This is a genomic window from Pseudalkalibacillus berkeleyi (assembly GCF_021608225.1).
GTDB lineage: Bacteria > Bacillota > Bacilli > Bacillales > Fictibacillaceae > Pseudalkalibacillus > Pseudalkalibacillus berkeleyi.
On record NZ_JAKIJS010000001.1, the window covers coordinates 1,015,587 to 1,032,760 of the forward strand.

Annotated in this window: 15 protein-coding genes; all 15 read left to right on the top strand. The window is 38.6% G+C overall.

Going from position 1 to position 17,174, the window contains the following annotated elements:
• Window positions 1-75: 75 nt before the first annotated feature.
• The 15 genes from rpsO to L2716_RS05440 all read left to right on the top strand — a co-directional run bounded on the left by rpsO (window position 76) and on the right by L2716_RS05440 (window position 17,034).
• Window positions 76-345, top strand: coding sequence for a 30S ribosomal protein S15 (gene rpsO, locus L2716_RS05370; RefSeq protein WP_236332504.1), 270 nt, complete (start codon window positions 76-78; stop codon window positions 343-345).
• 257 nt (window positions 346-602) lie between these two features.
• A complete protein-coding gene (gene pnp, locus L2716_RS05375) occupies window positions 603-2,708 on the top strand; it encodes a polyribonucleotide nucleotidyltransferase (RefSeq protein WP_236332506.1) in 2,106 nt (701 codons plus the stop codon).
• Between the two features lie 321 nt (window positions 2,709-3,029).
• Window positions 3,030-4,022, top strand: coding sequence for a polysaccharide deacetylase family protein (locus L2716_RS05380; RefSeq protein ID WP_236332508.1), 993 nt, complete (start codon window positions 3,030-3,032; stop codon window positions 4,020-4,022).
• 93 nt (window positions 4,023-4,115) lie between these two features.
• Entirely contained in the window at window positions 4,116-5,360 is a 1,245-nt protein-coding gene (locus L2716_RS05385) for a M16 family metallopeptidase (protein WP_236332510.1), read from the top strand.
• Window positions 5,361-5,538: 178 nt separating this feature from the next.
• Window positions 5,539-5,796, top strand: a complete 258-nt coding sequence (locus L2716_RS05390; RefSeq protein WP_236332513.1) for a YlmC/YmxH family sporulation protein — start codon at window positions 5,539-5,541, stop codon at window positions 5,794-5,796.
• Between the two features lie 101 nt (window positions 5,797-5,897).
• A complete protein-coding gene (gene dpaA / locus L2716_RS05395) occupies window positions 5,898-6,791 on the top strand; it encodes a dipicolinic acid synthetase subunit A (protein WP_236332514.1) in 894 nt (297 codons plus the stop codon).
• Between the two features lie 6 nt (window positions 6,792-6,797).
• Window positions 6,798-7,379, top strand: coding sequence for a dipicolinate synthase subunit B (dpaB, locus tag L2716_RS05400; RefSeq protein WP_236332516.1), 582 nt, complete (start codon window positions 6,798-6,800; stop codon window positions 7,377-7,379).
• Window positions 7,380-7,552: 173 nt separating this feature from the next.
• Window positions 7,553-8,602 carry an aspartate-semialdehyde dehydrogenase gene (gene asd / locus L2716_RS05405; protein WP_268963947.1) on the top strand — a complete coding sequence of 350 codons (1,050 nt, stop codon included), beginning with the start codon at window positions 7,553-7,555 and terminating at the stop codon, window positions 8,600-8,602.
• A 13-nt stretch (window positions 8,603-8,615) separates the two neighbouring features.
• On the top strand, window positions 8,616-9,842 hold the full coding sequence (gene dapG / locus L2716_RS05410; RefSeq protein ID WP_236332518.1) for an aspartate kinase: 1,227 nt from the start codon (window positions 8,616-8,618) through the stop codon (window positions 9,840-9,842).
• 273 nt (window positions 9,843-10,115) lie between these two features.
• On the top strand, window positions 10,116-10,997 hold the full coding sequence (dapA, locus tag L2716_RS05415; protein ID WP_236332520.1) for a 4-hydroxy-tetrahydrodipicolinate synthase: 882 nt from the start codon (window positions 10,116-10,118) through the stop codon (window positions 10,995-10,997).
• 170 nt (window positions 10,998-11,167) lie between these two features.
• Window positions 11,168-11,938: a ClpP family protease gene (locus L2716_RS05420; protein ID WP_236332522.1), complete on the top strand. Its 771-nt coding sequence runs from the start codon at window positions 11,168-11,170 to the stop codon at window positions 11,936-11,938.
• Window positions 11,935-12,171 (top strand): YlzJ-like family protein, encoded by a 237-nt coding sequence (locus tag L2716_RS05425; protein WP_236332524.1) that lies wholly within the window; start codon window positions 11,935-11,937, stop codon window positions 12,169-12,171. Before L2716_RS05420 ends, L2716_RS05425 begins: the two co-directional genes overlap by 4 nt.
• A gap of 243 nt (window positions 12,172-12,414) precedes the next feature.
• Entirely contained in the window at window positions 12,415-14,796 is a 2,382-nt protein-coding gene (locus tag L2716_RS05430) for a DNA translocase FtsK (RefSeq protein WP_236332526.1), read from the top strand.
• 331 nt (window positions 14,797-15,127) lie between these two features.
• The gene (locus L2716_RS05435; RefSeq protein WP_236332528.1) at window positions 15,128-15,856 is read left to right on the top strand and encodes a GntR family transcriptional regulator; all 729 of its coding nucleotides are present in this window, start codon (window positions 15,128-15,130) and stop codon (window positions 15,854-15,856) included.
• Window positions 15,857-15,957: 101 nt separating this feature from the next.
• A complete protein-coding gene (locus tag L2716_RS05440) occupies window positions 15,958-17,034 on the top strand; it encodes a BMP family lipoprotein (RefSeq protein WP_236332531.1) in 1,077 nt (358 codons plus the stop codon).
• Window positions 17,035-17,174 lie beyond the last annotated feature (140 nt).

The window sequence follows — 17,174 nt, forward strand, 5'->3', positions numbered from 1 at the left end:
ACAACCGCTTCTTGGCACAACGACTCACCGACGTTTGCTAGGGAGAAGGGGATTAAAGAAAAGGAGGTGAATAGGATGGCTATTTCACAAGAGCGTAAAAACGGACTAATTGAAGAGTATAAGACTCATGATAACGATACAGGGTCTCCAGAAGTACAGATTGCTATCCTTACTGAGCAAATTAACGAATTGAACGATCATTTACGAACTCATAAGAAGGATCACCACTCACGTCGTGGTCTATTGAAAATGGTTGGTAAGCGTCGTAATTTGTTAACGTACTTACGTAAGAAAGACGTAACTCGATATCGTACACTAATCAACAAACTTGGTTTACGTCGATAGTTACCAGAAAAGCGGGATTAATCCCCGCTTTTTTGTTAGCTTTAAAACCTGATCACACATGTTCCTAAAATAGGAATGAGGATCGTAGGTGACTCTGAGATTGTATACATAAATAGGCTACTGACATTTGAGCCATTGGTAGATCAATTAAGCAGTCGTAATTCTTAGTGTTCTCGACTTTTTGAACACCTGAATTTGGGTTATAATAGAACAGTGTAAACATAATTTTATGAAGTTTGAGAGGAGTTCTCATTAAAATGGAGCAAAACAAACATGTTTATTCCATTGATTGGGCAGGTCGTAAGCTGACCCTTGAAATTGGAAATTTAGCTAAACAGGCAAATGGGGCAGTTATGGTTCGTTACGGTGATACAGCAGTACTATCAACGGCTACAGCGTCTAAGGAACCGAAAAACCTTAGTTTTTTCCCATTGACAGTTAATTACGAAGAACGTTTATATGCAGTAGGAAAGATTCCTGGTGGATTTATTAAGCGTGAAGGTCGTCCAAGCGAAAAAGCTGTATTAGCTTCTCGTTTAATCGATCGACCTATTCGACCATTATTTGCTGATGGATTTCGTAATGAAGTACAAGTTGTAAGTACGGTAATGAGTGTAGATCAGGATTGTTCATCTGAGATGGCTGCAATGTTTGGATCTTCTTTAGCACTTTCGATTTCTGATATTCCCTTTGAAGGACCGATTGCGGGTGTAACAGTTGGAAGAATTGATGGAGAATTTATCATTAATCCAACACCGGAACAAAAGGAATCTAGTGATATCAACCTGATCGTAGCAGGAACGAAAGACGCGATTAACATGGTTGAAGCTGGGGCGAAAGAAGTACCTGAAGAAGTCATGCTTGAAGCCATCATGTTTGGTCATGATGAAATTAAGCGATTGATTGCATTCCAAGAGGAAATCGCAGCGAAAATTGGAAAAGAAAAGATGGAAGTAAAGCTTCATACACTTGATGAAGGGCTAACAGAAGAGGTTTCTGGTTTGTTCATTAATGAAGTGAAAGAAGCGGTTAAAGTCTTAGAAAAACATGCTAGACAAGCTGCGCTGGATGAAGTTGCAGTGAAGGTTGCTGCTCATTATGAGGATGATGAAGAGAAAGCAGCTGAAGCGAAAGAAATCTTACATACTCTTGTGAAGAAAGAGGTAAGAAGACTTATTTTGAAAGATAAACTTCGACCAGATGGTCGTAAAGTTGATGAAATTAGACCTCTTTCATCTGATGTAGGGTTATTACCGCGTACGCATGGTTCAGGTCTATTCACACGTGGACAAACTCAAGCATTGAGTATTTGTACACTTGGAGCACTTGGAGATGTACAAGTCCTTGATGGATTGGATACGGAAGAGTCCAAACGCTTTATGCACCACTATAATTTCCCTCCGTTCAGTGTTGGAGAAACAGGATTTATGCGTGGACCTGGTCGACGTGAAATCGGACACGGCGCTTTAGGAGAACGTGCTTTAGAAGTCGTTATACCTTCTGAAGAAGAGTTTCCATATACGATCCGTCTAGTAAGTGAAGTTCTCGAATCAAACGGCTCTTCGTCACAAGCAAGTATCTGTGCGAGTACGCTTGCAATGATGGACGCTGGTATACCTATTAAGGCACCAGTTGCAGGTATTGCAATGGGTCTAATCAGCGACGGTGAAGACGTTACTGTGTTAACTGATATTCAAGGTATGGAAGACCATCTTGGAGATATGGACTTTAAAGTAGCTGGAACTCCTTCTGGTGTTACTGCGCTTCAAATGGATATAAAGATCTCTGGAATCAGCCGTGAAGTTTTGAAGGAAGCTATGTTCCAAGCAAGAAATGGACGTAGTGAAATATTAGATTCCATGCTCAGTACGTTAGCAGCATCTCGTACTCAGCTTTCAGAATATGCACCGAAGATCCTGACAATGAAAATTAAGCCAGATAAGATTCGAGATGTTATTGGACCGAGTGGAAAGATTATCAATAAGATTATTGAAGAAACTGGTGTGAAAATTGACATTGAACAGGATGGCACGATTTTCATTGCCTCTACGAATGAAGCCATGAACACAAAAGCTAAAGAGACGATTGAAGATATCGTTCGTGAAGTAGAAGTTGGAGAAATGTACCTCGGTAAAGTTAAGCGAATTGAGAAGTTTGGAGCATTCGTCGAACTGTTCAGTGGTAAGGACGGACTCGTTCATATTTCAGAGCTTGCAGAAGAGCGAATCGGTAAAGTCGAAGATGTCGTTAAGCTAGGGGACGAATTACTTGTAAAAGTAACGGAAATAGATAACCAAGGACGAGTAAACCTCTCGCGTAAAGCAGTCCTTAAAGAACAGAAAAAAGAACAAGAACAAAGCTAAGAGACGGATATTGATTCCGCCTCTTTTTTTTAGATAAAAAAGTATAAATTATTGGTCACATAGATGTAATGTCTAGCTTTAGCACCCAGTCACTTGGATCACTTCAGTCCTCCTGCGGCGGTCGACACATTGATTCAGATCAATAAATCAATAAGATAGAACCCACGCAGAGCCGAACTTTGTTTGGCTCGAGCCTCCTCGTTGGATTTCCAGTGACCTTCGTGACTAAGTAGGGTGCTTGCGCTTTTCTTTTTTGCGATGAACGATGTTCTATCCTGTCTGATGCAAACATAGTTTTACAATAGAAAGGGGTGGACAGGGTTGAAGAGAAAAGCACCTTTCTTCGCGCTTATGCTCATCGTTTTGATTACGTATGCAAGTGTACAAAATCCCTGGACGAATCAATATATTAGTAAATTGAAGGATGAGGCTACAACCGTAACAGCTACAATGAAAGATCATGATGAACTAAGAGCACAAATTAAACAATTCAGCGAGACGAACACAATTCCACCTATTAATGCACGTTTGGATCCTGTATGGAAAGCGATTCCAGGCTACAATGGATTGTCAGTAGATCAAGAAGCCTCCCTTAATCGAATGAAGAAGAATAAACAATTCAATGAAGCTTTAATCGTTTACAAACAGACAAAACCAGAAGTTTCATTAGAAGACTTGCCGGCTTCTCCAATTTATAAAGGCAATCCCGAAAAGCCTATGGTCACATTTCTTGTCAATGTTGCATGGGGGAATGAATATCTAACTGAAATACTTGAAACAATGAAGAAACATAAAATACATTCGACTTTTTTTCTTGATGGTTCTTGGGTAAAGAAGAATCAAGATTTGTCTAAAATTATCCATGAAGAAGGGCATGAAATTGGTAATCATGCGTATTCTCACCCTGATATGAAGAGATTAACGAATCCGAGAATTAAGGAAGAAATTCAAAAGACAAATGAAATTATTGAGAGTACAGTTCATGTTGCTCCTCAATGGTTCGCGCCACCAAGTGGTAGTTTTAGAGATGACGTTGTTCAAATCGCTCATACGTTAAATATGAAAACAATCCTTTGGTCAGTAGACACAGTGGATTGGCGCAATCCAGACCCGAACCAAATGTCTAAAAGAGTTTTATCTAAAGTTCACCCTGGTGCGATGATTCTTATGCATCCGACAAAATCTTCCGCAAGTGCTTTAGAACAAATGATTATAGGAATACAGGCGAAAGGCTATACGATCGGAACGGTCACACAATTGATGAGTGAAAAACGAATCGTGAAGTCTAAGAAAAAACCTGAACCTTCCAATTAATTGTCGAATGAAGTCTTAAATGGTATAGTGGTTCTAAGTAAGAGAATCAAAATACCTACATAACTTTCCTGTTTTGATTTAGGAGGAGTAAGATTGATAACGAAACATACTTGCAAAAATGGTGTACGCATTATTACTGAAAACATACCTAGTGTTCGTTCTGTTGCAATTGGAATATGGATTGGAACAGGATCGCGGTTTGAAGACACGAGCAACAATGGTATTTCTCACTTCTTGGAACATATGTTTTTCAAAGGGACGAAAACACGTAATGCAAGAGAAATTGCTGAGTCTTTTGATTCAATCGGAGGTCAAGTGAACGCGTTTACTTCAAAAGAGTATACGTGCTATTATGCTAAAGTTTTAGACAATCATGCTTCTCGTGCTTTAGATACGTTAGCTGATATGTTTTTCAACTCTAACTTTGATGAAGATGAATTAATGAAAGAAAAGAATGTCGTATTAGAAGAAATTAAGATGTATGAAGATACACCAGATGATATTGTTCATGATTTATTAAGTGAAGCGACCTATCATCATCATCCATTGGCATATCCAATCCTTGGAACTGAGGAGACTTTGAATTCATTCAATGGTCAATCTTTACGAGATTACATGGATCACTTTTATACGCCAGATAATATCGTAATCTCTGTTGCTGGTAATGTAGATGATTCCTTCATTAAAGAAGTTGAATCTCTCTTTGGAAGTTACACTTCAACAAACAGTAAGCCAGAGGTAACGAAACCAGCATTTTGTACCGAAAAGAAAGCAAGAAAGAAAGAGACTGAACAAGCACATTTATGTATAGGTTATGAAGGACTTTCAGTTGGAGATCAACATATCTTTGACCTAATTGTTCTCAACAATATTTTTGGTGGAAGTATGAGTAGTCGTTTGTTTCAAGAAGTAAGAGAACAGAAGGGACTTGCATATTCCGTCTTTTCATATCACTCTGCACACTTAGATACAGGTGTCTTCAATATTTATGCTGGTACGGCACCGAACCAACTAGATGAAGTTTATGAAACGGTATCCTCTATCGTTGATACTATGAAAGACAAAGGGGTAACCGAAAAGGAAGTCTCCAACAGTAAAGAGCAAATTAAAGGGAGTCTCATGTTGAGTTTAGAAAGTACGAATAGCCGAATGAGCCGCAATGGAAGACATGAGCTTTTATTAAAGAAGCAACGTTCTTTAGATGAAATTTTACAGAGTATTGATCATGTTTCTAAACAAAATGTTGATCAATTGATTCATCAAATCTTTACAAGTGATTTCTCTAGTTCACTTATCAGTCCAGATGGAAAATTCCCAAAAAGCTTTCCTTCGAATTAATATTTTCTATGGAGTGTCTGACCAACTAATTGGTCTGGCACTTTTTCTTTTTCATGAGCTCTTATAGACAGTATATTGATTTCACTTGTAGAAAAGTTGAAAGCCTTGCAATTAAATACTTCATCCCTACATATAATGGAGAAGACGAGGTTAAACAAACCGATAAGGGGGAAGTGTAATGAGGCTGAGTGAAATATTGGGTAAAGAAATCATTGATCATACTAAAGGGGAGAAACTGGGTGTACTTTCCTACGCTGAGTTTATTATAGATGAACAGGGTGGTTATATACATACTTTAGAAATTCCTCTTACAGAGTGGAATGGCTTACGCAAACGCAAAACGACGATACAATTTCGCTGGAATAAGATATATAGAGTGGGAGAAGAGACAATCTTAGTCGATCCCTCTCAAGCTGATATTCAATCTAAATATTAATAATCACCTTGGAAGTGCATTCTTCATATGATGTTGAAGAATCAGCACTTAAGTATATTATTCCTCCGTATGAAAAAGACGAATGAGAAAGGGGAGGAACGATGTTAACAGGAATAAATGCAGCCATTATCGGTGGAGATGCTCGTCAGCTCGAAGTGATAAGAAAGTTGACAGAATTAGATGCTCATCTTTATCTAGTTGGATTTGATCAACTTGATCACGGATTTACTGGAGCTACGAAGATGGATTTGGATGATTTACCTCTAGAGGAAATAGATGCATTGATATTACCAGTGAGTGGTAGTGGTCCTAAAGGTGAAATCGATACGATTTTTTCTAATCAAAAAATACAAATCACAGAAGAAATGATGAGTAAGTTGAAAGAAGATTGTACAGTATTCTCAGGTATTACAAATGATTATTTAACAGCCTGCACATCTTCTGCAGGAAAGAAACATATTAAATTATTCGAACGTGATGATGTTGCCATTTATAATGCAATTCCTACAGTAGAAGGAACCATAATGATGGTTATACAACATACTGATTTCACGATACATCAATCCAATATTATGGTGTTAGGGTTCGGTAGAGTTGGATTTACTGTAGCAAGGACGTTTGCTAATTTAGGAGCGAATGTTTCTGTAGGTGCAAGGAGATCTGAACATATTGCTCGAATTACAGAGCTTGGATTTAAGCCATTTCATCTTCAAGATTTGGAGAATGAGGTATCATCGATCGATGTATGTATAAATACAATTCCCGCACAAATCATCACATCTAATGTAATTTCAAAAATACCATCTCATACCCTTATTATCGACCTTGCCTCCAAACCAGGAGGTACGGATTTTCGTTTTGCAGAGAAACGAGGCATAAAAGCACTACTAGCTCCTGGATTACCTGGTATTGTTGCGCCTAAAACTGCAGGAAAGATTATTGCGAATGTCTTAACACAATTATTAATTGAAGAAAGGAATAAGGGGAAGGGGTAGGGATAAATGAATTTTGAGGGGAAGCATATTGGATTTGGATTGACCGGATCACATTGCACATACGAAGCTGTAATTCCGCAAATCCAAAATTTAATTGATAAGGGTGCAAAGGTAACACCATTTGCAACTTATACCGTCCAAAATACAGCGACTCGGTTTGGTGAAGGTGAAGACTGGATTAAGAAAATAGAAGAAATGACAGGAAATGAAGTCGTCAACTCAATTGTGAAAGCAGAACCATTTGGTCCAAAAACACCTTTGGATTGCATGGTCATCGCCCCATTGACTGGGAATTCTATTAGTAAATTTGCAAATGCCATGACAGACTCTCCTGTATTGATGGCTGCAAAAGCGACAATGAGAAATTTGAATCCCGTCGTATTAGGCATTTCGACTAATGATGGGCTAGGACTCAATGGCGTGAATATAATGAGACTAATGGCTACAAAAAATATTTATTTCATTCCATACGGCCAAGATGATCCTCATAATAAGCCGAATTCTTTAGTTGCACATATGAATTTCTTATTAGAGACTGTTGAATCAGCATTAAAGGGTCAACAATTCCAACCTGTTTTACGAATATAATAAAGGGAACAATTATGGTGTAACTAAAATCATACCTATGTACTCAATGATATGGTAAAATGAATGACAATATGACCATGTAATTCAGGAGAAACGAACTTGTTTCTCCTTCTATCGTTATTCAAATTTACACTGAATCACATTGTTAAAGAAATAATGAGGAGGGACATACATTGGAATTACGTAATGAATATAACGTTGCAGTAGTTGGTGCTACAGGTGCAGTAGGCCAACAAATGCTCAAAACATTGGAGCAAAGGAATTTCCCGATCGCTTCTCTTAAATTATTAGCTAGTAAACGATCTGCAGGAAAGAAAGTGACTTTCAAAGGAAAAGAATACACGATTGAAGAAGCGACACCTCATGCGTTCGAAGGTGTCCATATTGCGTTGTTTTCTGCTGGGGGTGCAATTTCTAAAGAACTTGCGCCAGAAGCGGCAAAACGAGGTGCTATTGTTGTAGATAACACGAGTGCATTCAGAATGGATCCTGACACTCCACTAGTCGTTCCTGAAGTGAATGAACACGAGTTGAACAATCATAAAGGCATTATTGCCAATCCGAATTGTTCAACGATTCAGATGGTCGTTGCTTTAGAACCTATACGAAAGAAATATGGCTTAAGTAAAGTCATCGTTTCAACTTATCAAGCTGTTTCCGGTGCAGGTGCGAAAGCGATTAATGAAATGAATGAACAGACTCGTTCCATACTAGATGGAGAGACATTTACTCCTGAAGTATTACCAGTATCAGGTGATGAAAAGCATTATCAAATTGCATTCAATGCAGTGCCGCAAATCGATAAGTTTCAAGATAATGGTTACACGTTCGAAGAGATGAAAATGATTAATGAGACGAAGAAAATTATGGGTATGCAACATCTAGAAGTTGCAGCAACTTGTGTTCGTCTGCCTGTTGAAACCGGACATTCAGAATCTGTTTACATTGAAATTGACAAAGAAAATATTACAGTAGATGAGATGAAATCAATATTATCGGAAGCCCCTGGTGTTACCTTACAAGATGACCCATCTGAACAATTGTATCCGATGCCAGCAAACTGTGTTGGGAAAGATGATGTATTCGTAGGACGTATACGGAAGGACTTAGACCGTTCAAATGGTTTCCACTTATGGGTTGTATCAGATAATCTTATTAAAGGCGCAGCATTAAATTCTGTTCAAATTGCTGAAAGCTTAGTAAATTTAAATTTATTGAAATGAAGAAGGTGCAAAGATGAATATCGTCATCCAAAAATTCGGTGGCACATCACTGAAAACTGAAGACGGTCGAAATCGAGCTGTAGAACATGTTGCGAATGCTGTAAACAGTGGAAAAAAGGTCGTTGTCGTCGTTTCTGCTATGGGCAGAAATGGTGATCCATATGCCACAGATACACTCCTAAGTTTAGTTACTGGCACACCAACGTCCATTAGTCCAAAGGAAACGGACTTATTAATGTCTTGTGGAGAAGTAATTTCTTCAGTTGTTTTTTCCAATTTACTAAAGCAGAATAACATCCAATCATTAGCATTCACAGGGGCTCAAGCCGGGTTCAAAACGAACAGTGATCATACAAATGCAAAGATTCTTGAAATGGATTGTAGCAAAATCACGCAATCCCTAGAAAGTAACGATGTAGTTGTTGTTGCAGGATTTCAAGGACAATCCAGTGAAGGTGATGTTACCACACTAGGACGTGGAGGTAGTGACACTTCTGCTGCAGCATTAGGAGCAGCTTTAAAGGCCGAAGTTATTGATATATTCACTGATGTTGAAGGTGTTATGACAGCAGATCCAAGAATTGTTCAAGATGCAAGACCACTTGATGTCGTAACGTATAATGAAATATGCAATATGGCTTACCAGGGTGCTAAGGTCATTCATCCTAGAGCCGTAGAAATTGCTATGCAATCAAAAGTACCTATTCGAATTCGTTCTACTTATAGTGACCACCCGGGTACGTTAGTTACATCATCCACAAGTGGCGGGGCAGGCAGGGATATTGAAGATCGCTTAATCACAGGAATTGCGAACGTAGCAGGTGTGACACAGATTAAAGTGCAAGCTCCCGATGGCGATTATGATTTCCAATCTAAAATATTTAAAGCTATGGCTTCAAAACAGATTAGTGTTGATTTTATTAACATAAGTCCTCGAGGCGTTATCTATACAATTAATGGTGCTTTAACCGATGAAGCCATATCATTGTTAAATGAACTTGGATATGAGGCAGAAATACAAACAAATTGTGCTAAAGTATCCGCGGTAGGTGCAGGTATCGCAGGTGTCCCAGGGGTGACTGCGCGAATCGTAGAAGCCTTGTCCAAACAAGGCATCAACATTTTACAGTCAGCAGACTCACATACAACGATTTGGGTACTCGTTCAAGAAAAGGATATGATCAATGCAGTTAACGCTTTACATCAAGTATTCTCTCTTGAAAAAGGCGACTTTATCTAAAGATAAGCTCTTTTCTAAATGATTGATACTTTAAAGTGATCATTTCATGAAAGGAGTTGTTGAAATACGCGAGACTCCTACGGGAACAGCGGCCAAATCGAGACCCCGCAGAGAGAGTGAAGCGATCTCGAGGAGGCTTGATGGTCGCCCGTGGAAAGCGAAGCATATTTCAACAATCTGTAACAAGAGATACAACCTATGCGAAAACAGCCTTTTTTAAACAACAATCATGTATAACAAAAGCCGATCTAAAAAGAAGGAGGAGAAATAGTAATGAATTTAGGAAACGTATTAACCGCAATGGTGACGCCATTTGATCATAAAGGGAATATCGATTTTAACAAAACGACGAAACTGATTGAATATTTGATTAAGAATGGATCAGATGGTCTAGTTATCGCAGGAACAACTGGTGAATCTCCTACATTGACTAAAGAAGAGAAAATTGCACTTTGTAAACATGTTGTCAAGGTTGTTGACAAGAGAGTGCCAGTAATTGCGGGAACTGGAAGTAATAATACGCATGCATCTATTGAGCTTACTAAACAAGCGGAGGATGCTGGTGTTGATGCAGTTATGCTTGTAGCACCTTATTATAATAAACCAAATCAGCAAGGGCTATATCTCCACTTCAAATCCATAGCTGAAGCTACATCCTTGCCGGTTATGCTTTATAATATCCCAGGAAGATCAATTGTAAATATGTCAGTTGAGACAATTGTCAGGCTGTCTGAAGTACCAAATATCATTTGTGTGAAGGAAGCAAGCGGTGACCTTGATCAAATGACAGAGATTATTACAAAGACGAATAAGGATTTCAAAGTTTATAGTGGGGATGACGGATTGACTCTACCTACTTTATCAATTGGTGGAGATGGAATTGTATCAGTTGCTTCTCACGTCATTGGTAATGAAATGCAAAGCATGGTAAAGGCATATCGAAACGGAGATGTACAACAAGCAGCCGAATTGCATAGAAAACTCTTACCGGTTATGAACGAATTATTCTCTGCACCTAGTCCAACTCCAGTGAAAACGGCATTACAAATTCTAGGGATAGATGTTGGTGGTGTTCGTTTACCACTTGTACCACTATCTGAACAAGAACGAGTGAGTCTAACTTCGTTATTGAACGATTTTGCAAAAGTTAATTAATCATACAGCCAGGTTTTACTGAGCGATTTAATAATGAGTATATCTAGGAGGCATGATCTTCTGGATATACTCTTTTTTTGCTTGAACGTTTCAAGTATATATGGATAGAAAGATTCCAAATAAGACAATACTATAAGCAACAAGAAAGTATGTCTTGAAAGGAGTCTAACATGAACGAACCTCAGAATGATCCTAAGACCGTTTCACCAGCAGATCCATCCGATACATCTAAACCGAAGAAAGAGGATAAAGAAAACTCTTCTAGTCTAATCAATAAAATTCAACAAATGGGACAGACGAATGTTCCTCAAATGGAACAATCAAATATACATTGTATGACGATTATTGGACAAATTGAGGGACACGTGCAATTACCACCTAACAATAAGACAACTAAATATGAACATATGATCCCACAACTTGTAGCGATTGAACAAAACCCGAAAATTGAGGGGCTACTAGTAATACTTAATACGGTAGGGGGGGACGTTGAAGCAGGTCTTGCGATATCAGAAATGATTGCTTCATTATCAAAGCCGAAAGTATGTCTTGTCCTAGGTGGGGGTCATTCGATTGGCGTACCTATTGCAGTCTCTGGTGATTATTCATTCATCGCTGAGACAGCAACGATGACAATTCATCCAGTACGATTAACAGGATTGGTAATCGGAGTTCCGCAGTCGTTTGAGTATATGGATAAAATGCAAGAAAGGGTCATTAGCTTCGTATTAAGACACTCCAATATTGAAGAGGATAAATTTAAGGAATTAATGCTCTCGAAAGGGAATTTGACGAGAGATATTGGAACAAATGTTATTGGAGACGATGCGGTGGAATATGGGCTAATTGATGAGGTTGGCGGTGTTGGTGCTGCTATGAAGAAATTGAATGAATTAATAGAAGCAGAACGAGCTAAAGAAGGAGAGGACCTTGTCCAATGATTCTTTATACAACCGTGCCACATGAAATAATATTCAGTGCAGTTCAAACTGATTTCGAGAAATATTCTATGATCAATATGAATGGGATACCTTTAATGGTAGAACGTTTAGAAAATCAGGATTGTCGTATTGTTCAAATGATGAGTACTGACCCTGCTCATTTCTTGGACGATCAGCTACAACCGGGTACAGTCTTAAAGATGACAATGATTCCTGAAGAAAATACGTTCTAGTTCACATGAATGCAATATGATATAATAACACTACTTACAGGGGGTTGGCCCATGAGTTTGACTTGATTACAACGCAGTCGTTCGTAACGTGTTGTTAGTCTTAAGCTCGTGATAATGGGTCAACCCTTTTCGGTTACATAACTAAAAACAAAAGCAATAACTAGCTTAAAAGGCAACGATACGAGAAATGATATATAACCTTCTACATACACAAAACAGTACAACGGTTTGAGAGGTGATATGATGGCAAAACGCAAAAAAAAGAATAAAAAGTCTTCAAGTTGGAAATCGCAGTTATCATTTGAAGTCTTTGGATTAATGTGCCTTGCATTAACACTTATAGCTGCAGCGGAATTTGGCAGAGTAGGCAGGATTTTCGCAAATTTGTTCCGTCTTCTAGGCGGAGAATGGTATGGGCTATTGTTGTTGGGTGTATTCATACTGTCTATTTATGTGATTTGGAAACGTAGTTGGCCAACATTCTTTACTCGTAGATTAACAGGTATTTATTTATTCGTTTTCGGATTGTTACTCCAAAGCCATGTGAAATTATTTGATTTACTTTCAAGGAATGGAGAATGGAAAAATCCTTCTGTCATTCAAAACACATGGGAGTTATTTATGCGTCAGCAAGGAGCGGAAACGAGTGGTGGAGACCTAGGCGGAGGAATGATCGGTGCAGTCGGGTTTGCTTTCACGTATGTGTTATTCGCTCCTGAAGGAACACAAGTTATTATCTTTTTCATATGGATTGTTGCGATTCTTCTCGTAACAGGTCTTTCAATGAGAGATATACTAGCAAAAGTTGTTGTTCCTATAAAGAATATGTTTGTTCATACATATACGGATTGGAAAGATCACTTTCTATCAAAGAAAGAAGAAAAGAAGGCTGAACGTAAGAAAGACCGAGAGAATAGAGGTAAACGTACTACGAAGAAAAAAGCCTCTGAAAGTTCTGGAATTCAGGAACAAGAGACAAAACAATCGTCTGAAGAATACACAGAGCCTATTATTCAAGAGTACAATGAAAATGCATATCAAGGTGCATTTGAATTTGAGGAATTGAAGAGTACAAATTCGGAAGCAGATCAGAATAAAGGTAAGGAAACAACAGAAGCTCCAAATATAGCCGAAACACAAGTTTCTCAGAAGAACGAAGCATCAGGTTTCTCCATTTCTGAAGTAGAAAATGAGGCCTATGAATTACCCCCTTATGATCTCTTGAGTAGACCAGTAAAAACAGGACAACATCGAGAAAGACAACATGTATCTGAGAATACGAGAAAACTAGAACGTACATTTGAAAGTTTCGGAGTTAAAGCAAAGGTCGTCAAAGTTCATTTAGGACCGGCTGTTACAAAATACGAAGTTCAACCAGCAATTGGTGTGAAAGTTAGTAAGGTCGTTAATTTAACAGATGATCTCGCGTTAGCTCTTGCGGCAAAGGAGCTTCGAATTGAAGCACCAATCCCTGGAAAGTCGGCTATTGGTATTGAAGTGCCAAATCAAGAAATTTCTATGGTTTCTTTAAGAGAAGTTGTGGATACGAAACGCAATGACCTTAATGCAAAACTAAGTATAGGACTAGGCCGTGATATCTCAGGAGAGCCAATCCTCGCTGATTTAACTAAAATGCCCCATTTACTGATTGCTGGCGCAACAGGTAGTGGGAAGAGTGTATGTGTAAATGGCATCATCACGAGCATTTTATTGAAGGCAAAACCTCATGAAGTGAAAATGATGATGATCGATCCAAAAATGGTCGAATTGAATGTGTATAACGGCATTCCTCATTTATTAGCTCCTGTAGTAACTGAACCAAAGAAAGCCGCACAAGCATTAAAGCGGGTTGTGAATGAGATGGAACGAAGGTACGAGCTATTTTCTCATAGTGGTACAAGAAACATTGAAGGATACAATAACTTAGTGAAACGCCAGAATGATAATACGGAAGAGAAACAACCTCTCTTGCCTTATATCGTCGTAATTGTGGATGAATTAGCAGACTTAATGATGGTCGCTTCTGGAGATGTTGAAGATGCGATTACACGACTTGCACAAATGGCCCGCGCTGCGGGAATCCATTTAATTATCGCAACACAACGTCCTTCAGTGGATGTCATTACAGGTGTAATTAAGGCTAATATACCTTCAAGGATTGCATTTAGTGTTTCCTCCTCGACGGATTCAAGAACGATTCTTGATATGGGGGGCGCAGATAAATTGTTAGGAAAAGGGGATATGTTGTTCTTCCCTATTGGTGCTAATAAGCCTACACGTGTCCAAGGTGCGTTCTTGTCTGACGAAGAGGTCCAGGATGTTGTTGATTTCGTCATCGGACAACAGAAGGCTAAGTACCAGCAGGAGATGATCCCTACTGATGAGCCTGAGAAAAAGGTCGAAGATGTTGAAGACGACTTATTTGATGACGCAGTAAGTTTAATCATCGACATGCAAACGGCTTCTGTTTCGATGCTCCAAAGGAGATTTCGAATTGGGTATACGCGAGCTGCTCGTCTTATTGATGCGATGGAAGCAAGAGGAATTGTAGGACCATACGAAGGTAGTAAACCAAGAGAAGTGTTGGTCTCACAACAACAAGACCAAGACGCATCCTCGAGTTAATTTTAAATGGATATAGACCATGGATGTTTAACAATCATTCGTTGAACACTGACCAAGTAGTGATCTTCATTCTGCTTGGTCTTTTTTGTATTTCCTAATTGAGATTTAAGAATAATAAATTAAATTTAACCTAACAATGATTCAGTATTTTCTGACGAGGTCACTCAATTGATGTCTAAATGTTCTACTTTCTGGGTGTCATTTGAAATATTCGTGTAACATTTTTTCGAATTCTGTAAAAATAGTATTTATTTATTCCTGTAAAAATGATATAGTATTGTCGAATATTGTTAAATTAAATAGATTAGTAGTACTTCTGAGGTGAAGGCGTGTGACCATTAAAACGGACCATCGTTTATTATATTTACAAGTAATAGATCGATTGAAACGGGATATTGAAGCAGGAATTTATGAAGAGGGTGAACGTCTCCCAAGTGAGTTCGAACTTTCGAAACAATTGGGTATCAGTAGAGCCACGCTTCGAGAAGCATTAAGAATACTTGAGGATGAAAATGTTGTTGTTAGGCGACATGGAGTTGGAACGTTCGTCCGTTCGAGAGCCGTGTTTTCATCTGGGATTGAAGAACTTTTCAGTGTGACTGAAATGATTGAACGTGGGGGCAAGAACCCCGGAACAATTTTTCTAACTTCTGAAAAGAGAGAAGTTAGGGAAGAGGATATGCAAAGATTTAACACAGATGAGGACGAACATTTAGTAGTTGTAGAGCGAGTTCGTACTGCTGATGGGAAACCAGTCGTCTATTGCTTAGATCAAATACCAGAAAAATTTATGCCAGTGAGTCAGAATACGACCGAAGAAGAATCCTTGTTCAATTTACTTGAAAAGGAATCAAACAGACGTGTTTTGTATGCGGTTACACACATTGAGCCAGTCGGTTTTCATGAGCGGATTTCAGAAATCCTTGATTGTCCACCAGAAGCATCACTCCTTGTACTGAAGCAAATGCATTACGACCAAAATGATAATCCAGTGTTGTATTCACTAAATTACTTCCGTGCAGACAAATTTGATTTCCATGTTGTCAGACGTCGGGTGTGATACATTTACGAATTTAGGGGGGTGAGATTGGCAGGGAAGCTTCATCTGTATTAAACGTGTTCGATTAATATTTGTAATATATAAAGGGGGAAAATGAATTAATGAAAAAGCGTTATGGATTTTTGATGTCAATGGTACTTGCAGCTGGAACATTACTTTCAGCATGTGGTAGTGACGATGCAGGATCAGGGGATACGGATAAGAAAGAAGATGACAAGTTCAAGGTTGCAATGGTAACTGACACTGGTGGAGTAGACGATAAGTCTTTCAACCAATCAGCTTGGGAAGGTCTTCAAGAATTCGGTAAAGAAAATGACTTGAAAGAAAAAGAAGGGTACAACTATCTTCAGTCAAATGCTCAAAGTGACTATCGTCCGAACTTGAACAACTTAGTACGTCAAGGATATGATCTTGTATTTGGAATCGGCTTCTTAATGCAAGAAGACATCCAAAAAGTTGCAGAACAACAAAAGGATGCTCAATTTGCACTTGTAGATAGTGTTGTAGAATTAGATAACGTTGCAAGTATTACTTTTAAAGAACATCAAGGATCTTTCCTAGTAGGACTTGTAGCTGGACTTCAATCAAAGACGAACAAAATCGGATTTATCGGTGGAGTAGATAGTGCTTTAATTAAGAAGTTTGAAAACGGTTTCAAGGCTGGGGTACTAACTGCAAACCCAGATGCTGAAGTATTTGTACAATATGCTGGAGACTTCAACGACGCTGCTAAAGGTACAACAATCGCTGCTACTTTCTATGGTAAAGGTGCAGACGTAATTTATCATGCTGCAGGTGGAACAGGTTCAGGTGTATTTACAGAAGCAATTAACCGTAAAAAGAACGGTGAAGATGTATGGGTTATCGGTGTTGACCGTGACCAATTTGCTGAAGGAATCTATGACAAAGCTGAAAACAAGAGTGTAACCCTAACTTCAATGGTTAAACGAGTAGACACTGCAGTTTTAGAAGTTTCTAAACAAACTAAAGAAGGTAACTTCCCAGGTGGAGAGGTTGTAGAATTCGGTCTTGAAGAAGACGGAGTTGGAATTGCTCCAACGGAAGATAACGTATCTGAAGAAGCACTTAAAATGGTAAAAGAATATAAAGAGAAAATTGTCGCTGGAGATGTAGAAGTACCAATGACAGACGATGAGTTCGCTTCATTTAATAAATAATTAGAACTTTTATAGAGCTACTAACAAAGGCTGGTAGGAATACTGGCCTTTCTTTTTGTAGCAGGTATGGTATTCCAAGTTGCTTGCGATTTCTAAGTGTAATTAGTTCTTGGGTGTAACAAGGGAAGTTTCAGACGGAT

Excerpts from the sequence above, each read along its gene's own strand:
- rpsO (WP_236332504.1), top strand. The coding sequence starts at position 76 with ATGGCTATTTCACAAGAGCGTAAAAACGGACTAATTGAAGAGTATAAG.
- pnp (WP_236332506.1), top strand. The coding sequence starts at position 603 with ATGGAGCAAAACAAACATGTTTATTCCATTGATTGGGCAGGTCGTAAG.
- L2716_RS05390 (WP_236332513.1), top strand. The coding sequence starts at position 5,539 with ATGAGGCTGAGTGAAATATTGGGTAAAGAAATCATTGATCATACTAAA.
- dpaA (WP_236332514.1), top strand. The coding sequence starts at position 5,898 with ATGTTAACAGGAATAAATGCAGCCATTATCGGTGGAGATGCTCGTCAG.
- dpaB (WP_236332516.1), top strand. The coding sequence starts at position 6,798 with ATGAATTTTGAGGGGAAGCATATTGGATTTGGATTGACCGGATCACAT.
- dapG (WP_236332518.1), top strand. The coding sequence starts at position 8,616 with ATGAATATCGTCATCCAAAAATTCGGTGGCACATCACTGAAAACTGAA.
- dapA (WP_236332520.1), top strand. The coding sequence starts at position 10,116 with ATGAATTTAGGAAACGTATTAACCGCAATGGTGACGCCATTTGATCAT.
- L2716_RS05420 (WP_236332522.1), top strand. The coding sequence starts at position 11,168 with ATGAACGAACCTCAGAATGATCCTAAGACCGTTTCACCAGCAGATCCA.
- L2716_RS05425 (WP_236332524.1), top strand. The coding sequence starts at position 11,935 with ATGATTCTTTATACAACCGTGCCACATGAAATAATATTCAGTGCAGTT.
- L2716_RS05430 (WP_236332526.1), top strand. The coding sequence starts at position 12,415 with ATGGCAAAACGCAAAAAAAAGAATAAAAAGTCTTCAAGTTGGAAATCG.
- L2716_RS05440 (WP_236332531.1), top strand. The coding sequence starts at position 15,958 with ATGAAAAAGCGTTATGGATTTTTGATGTCAATGGTACTTGCAGCTGGA.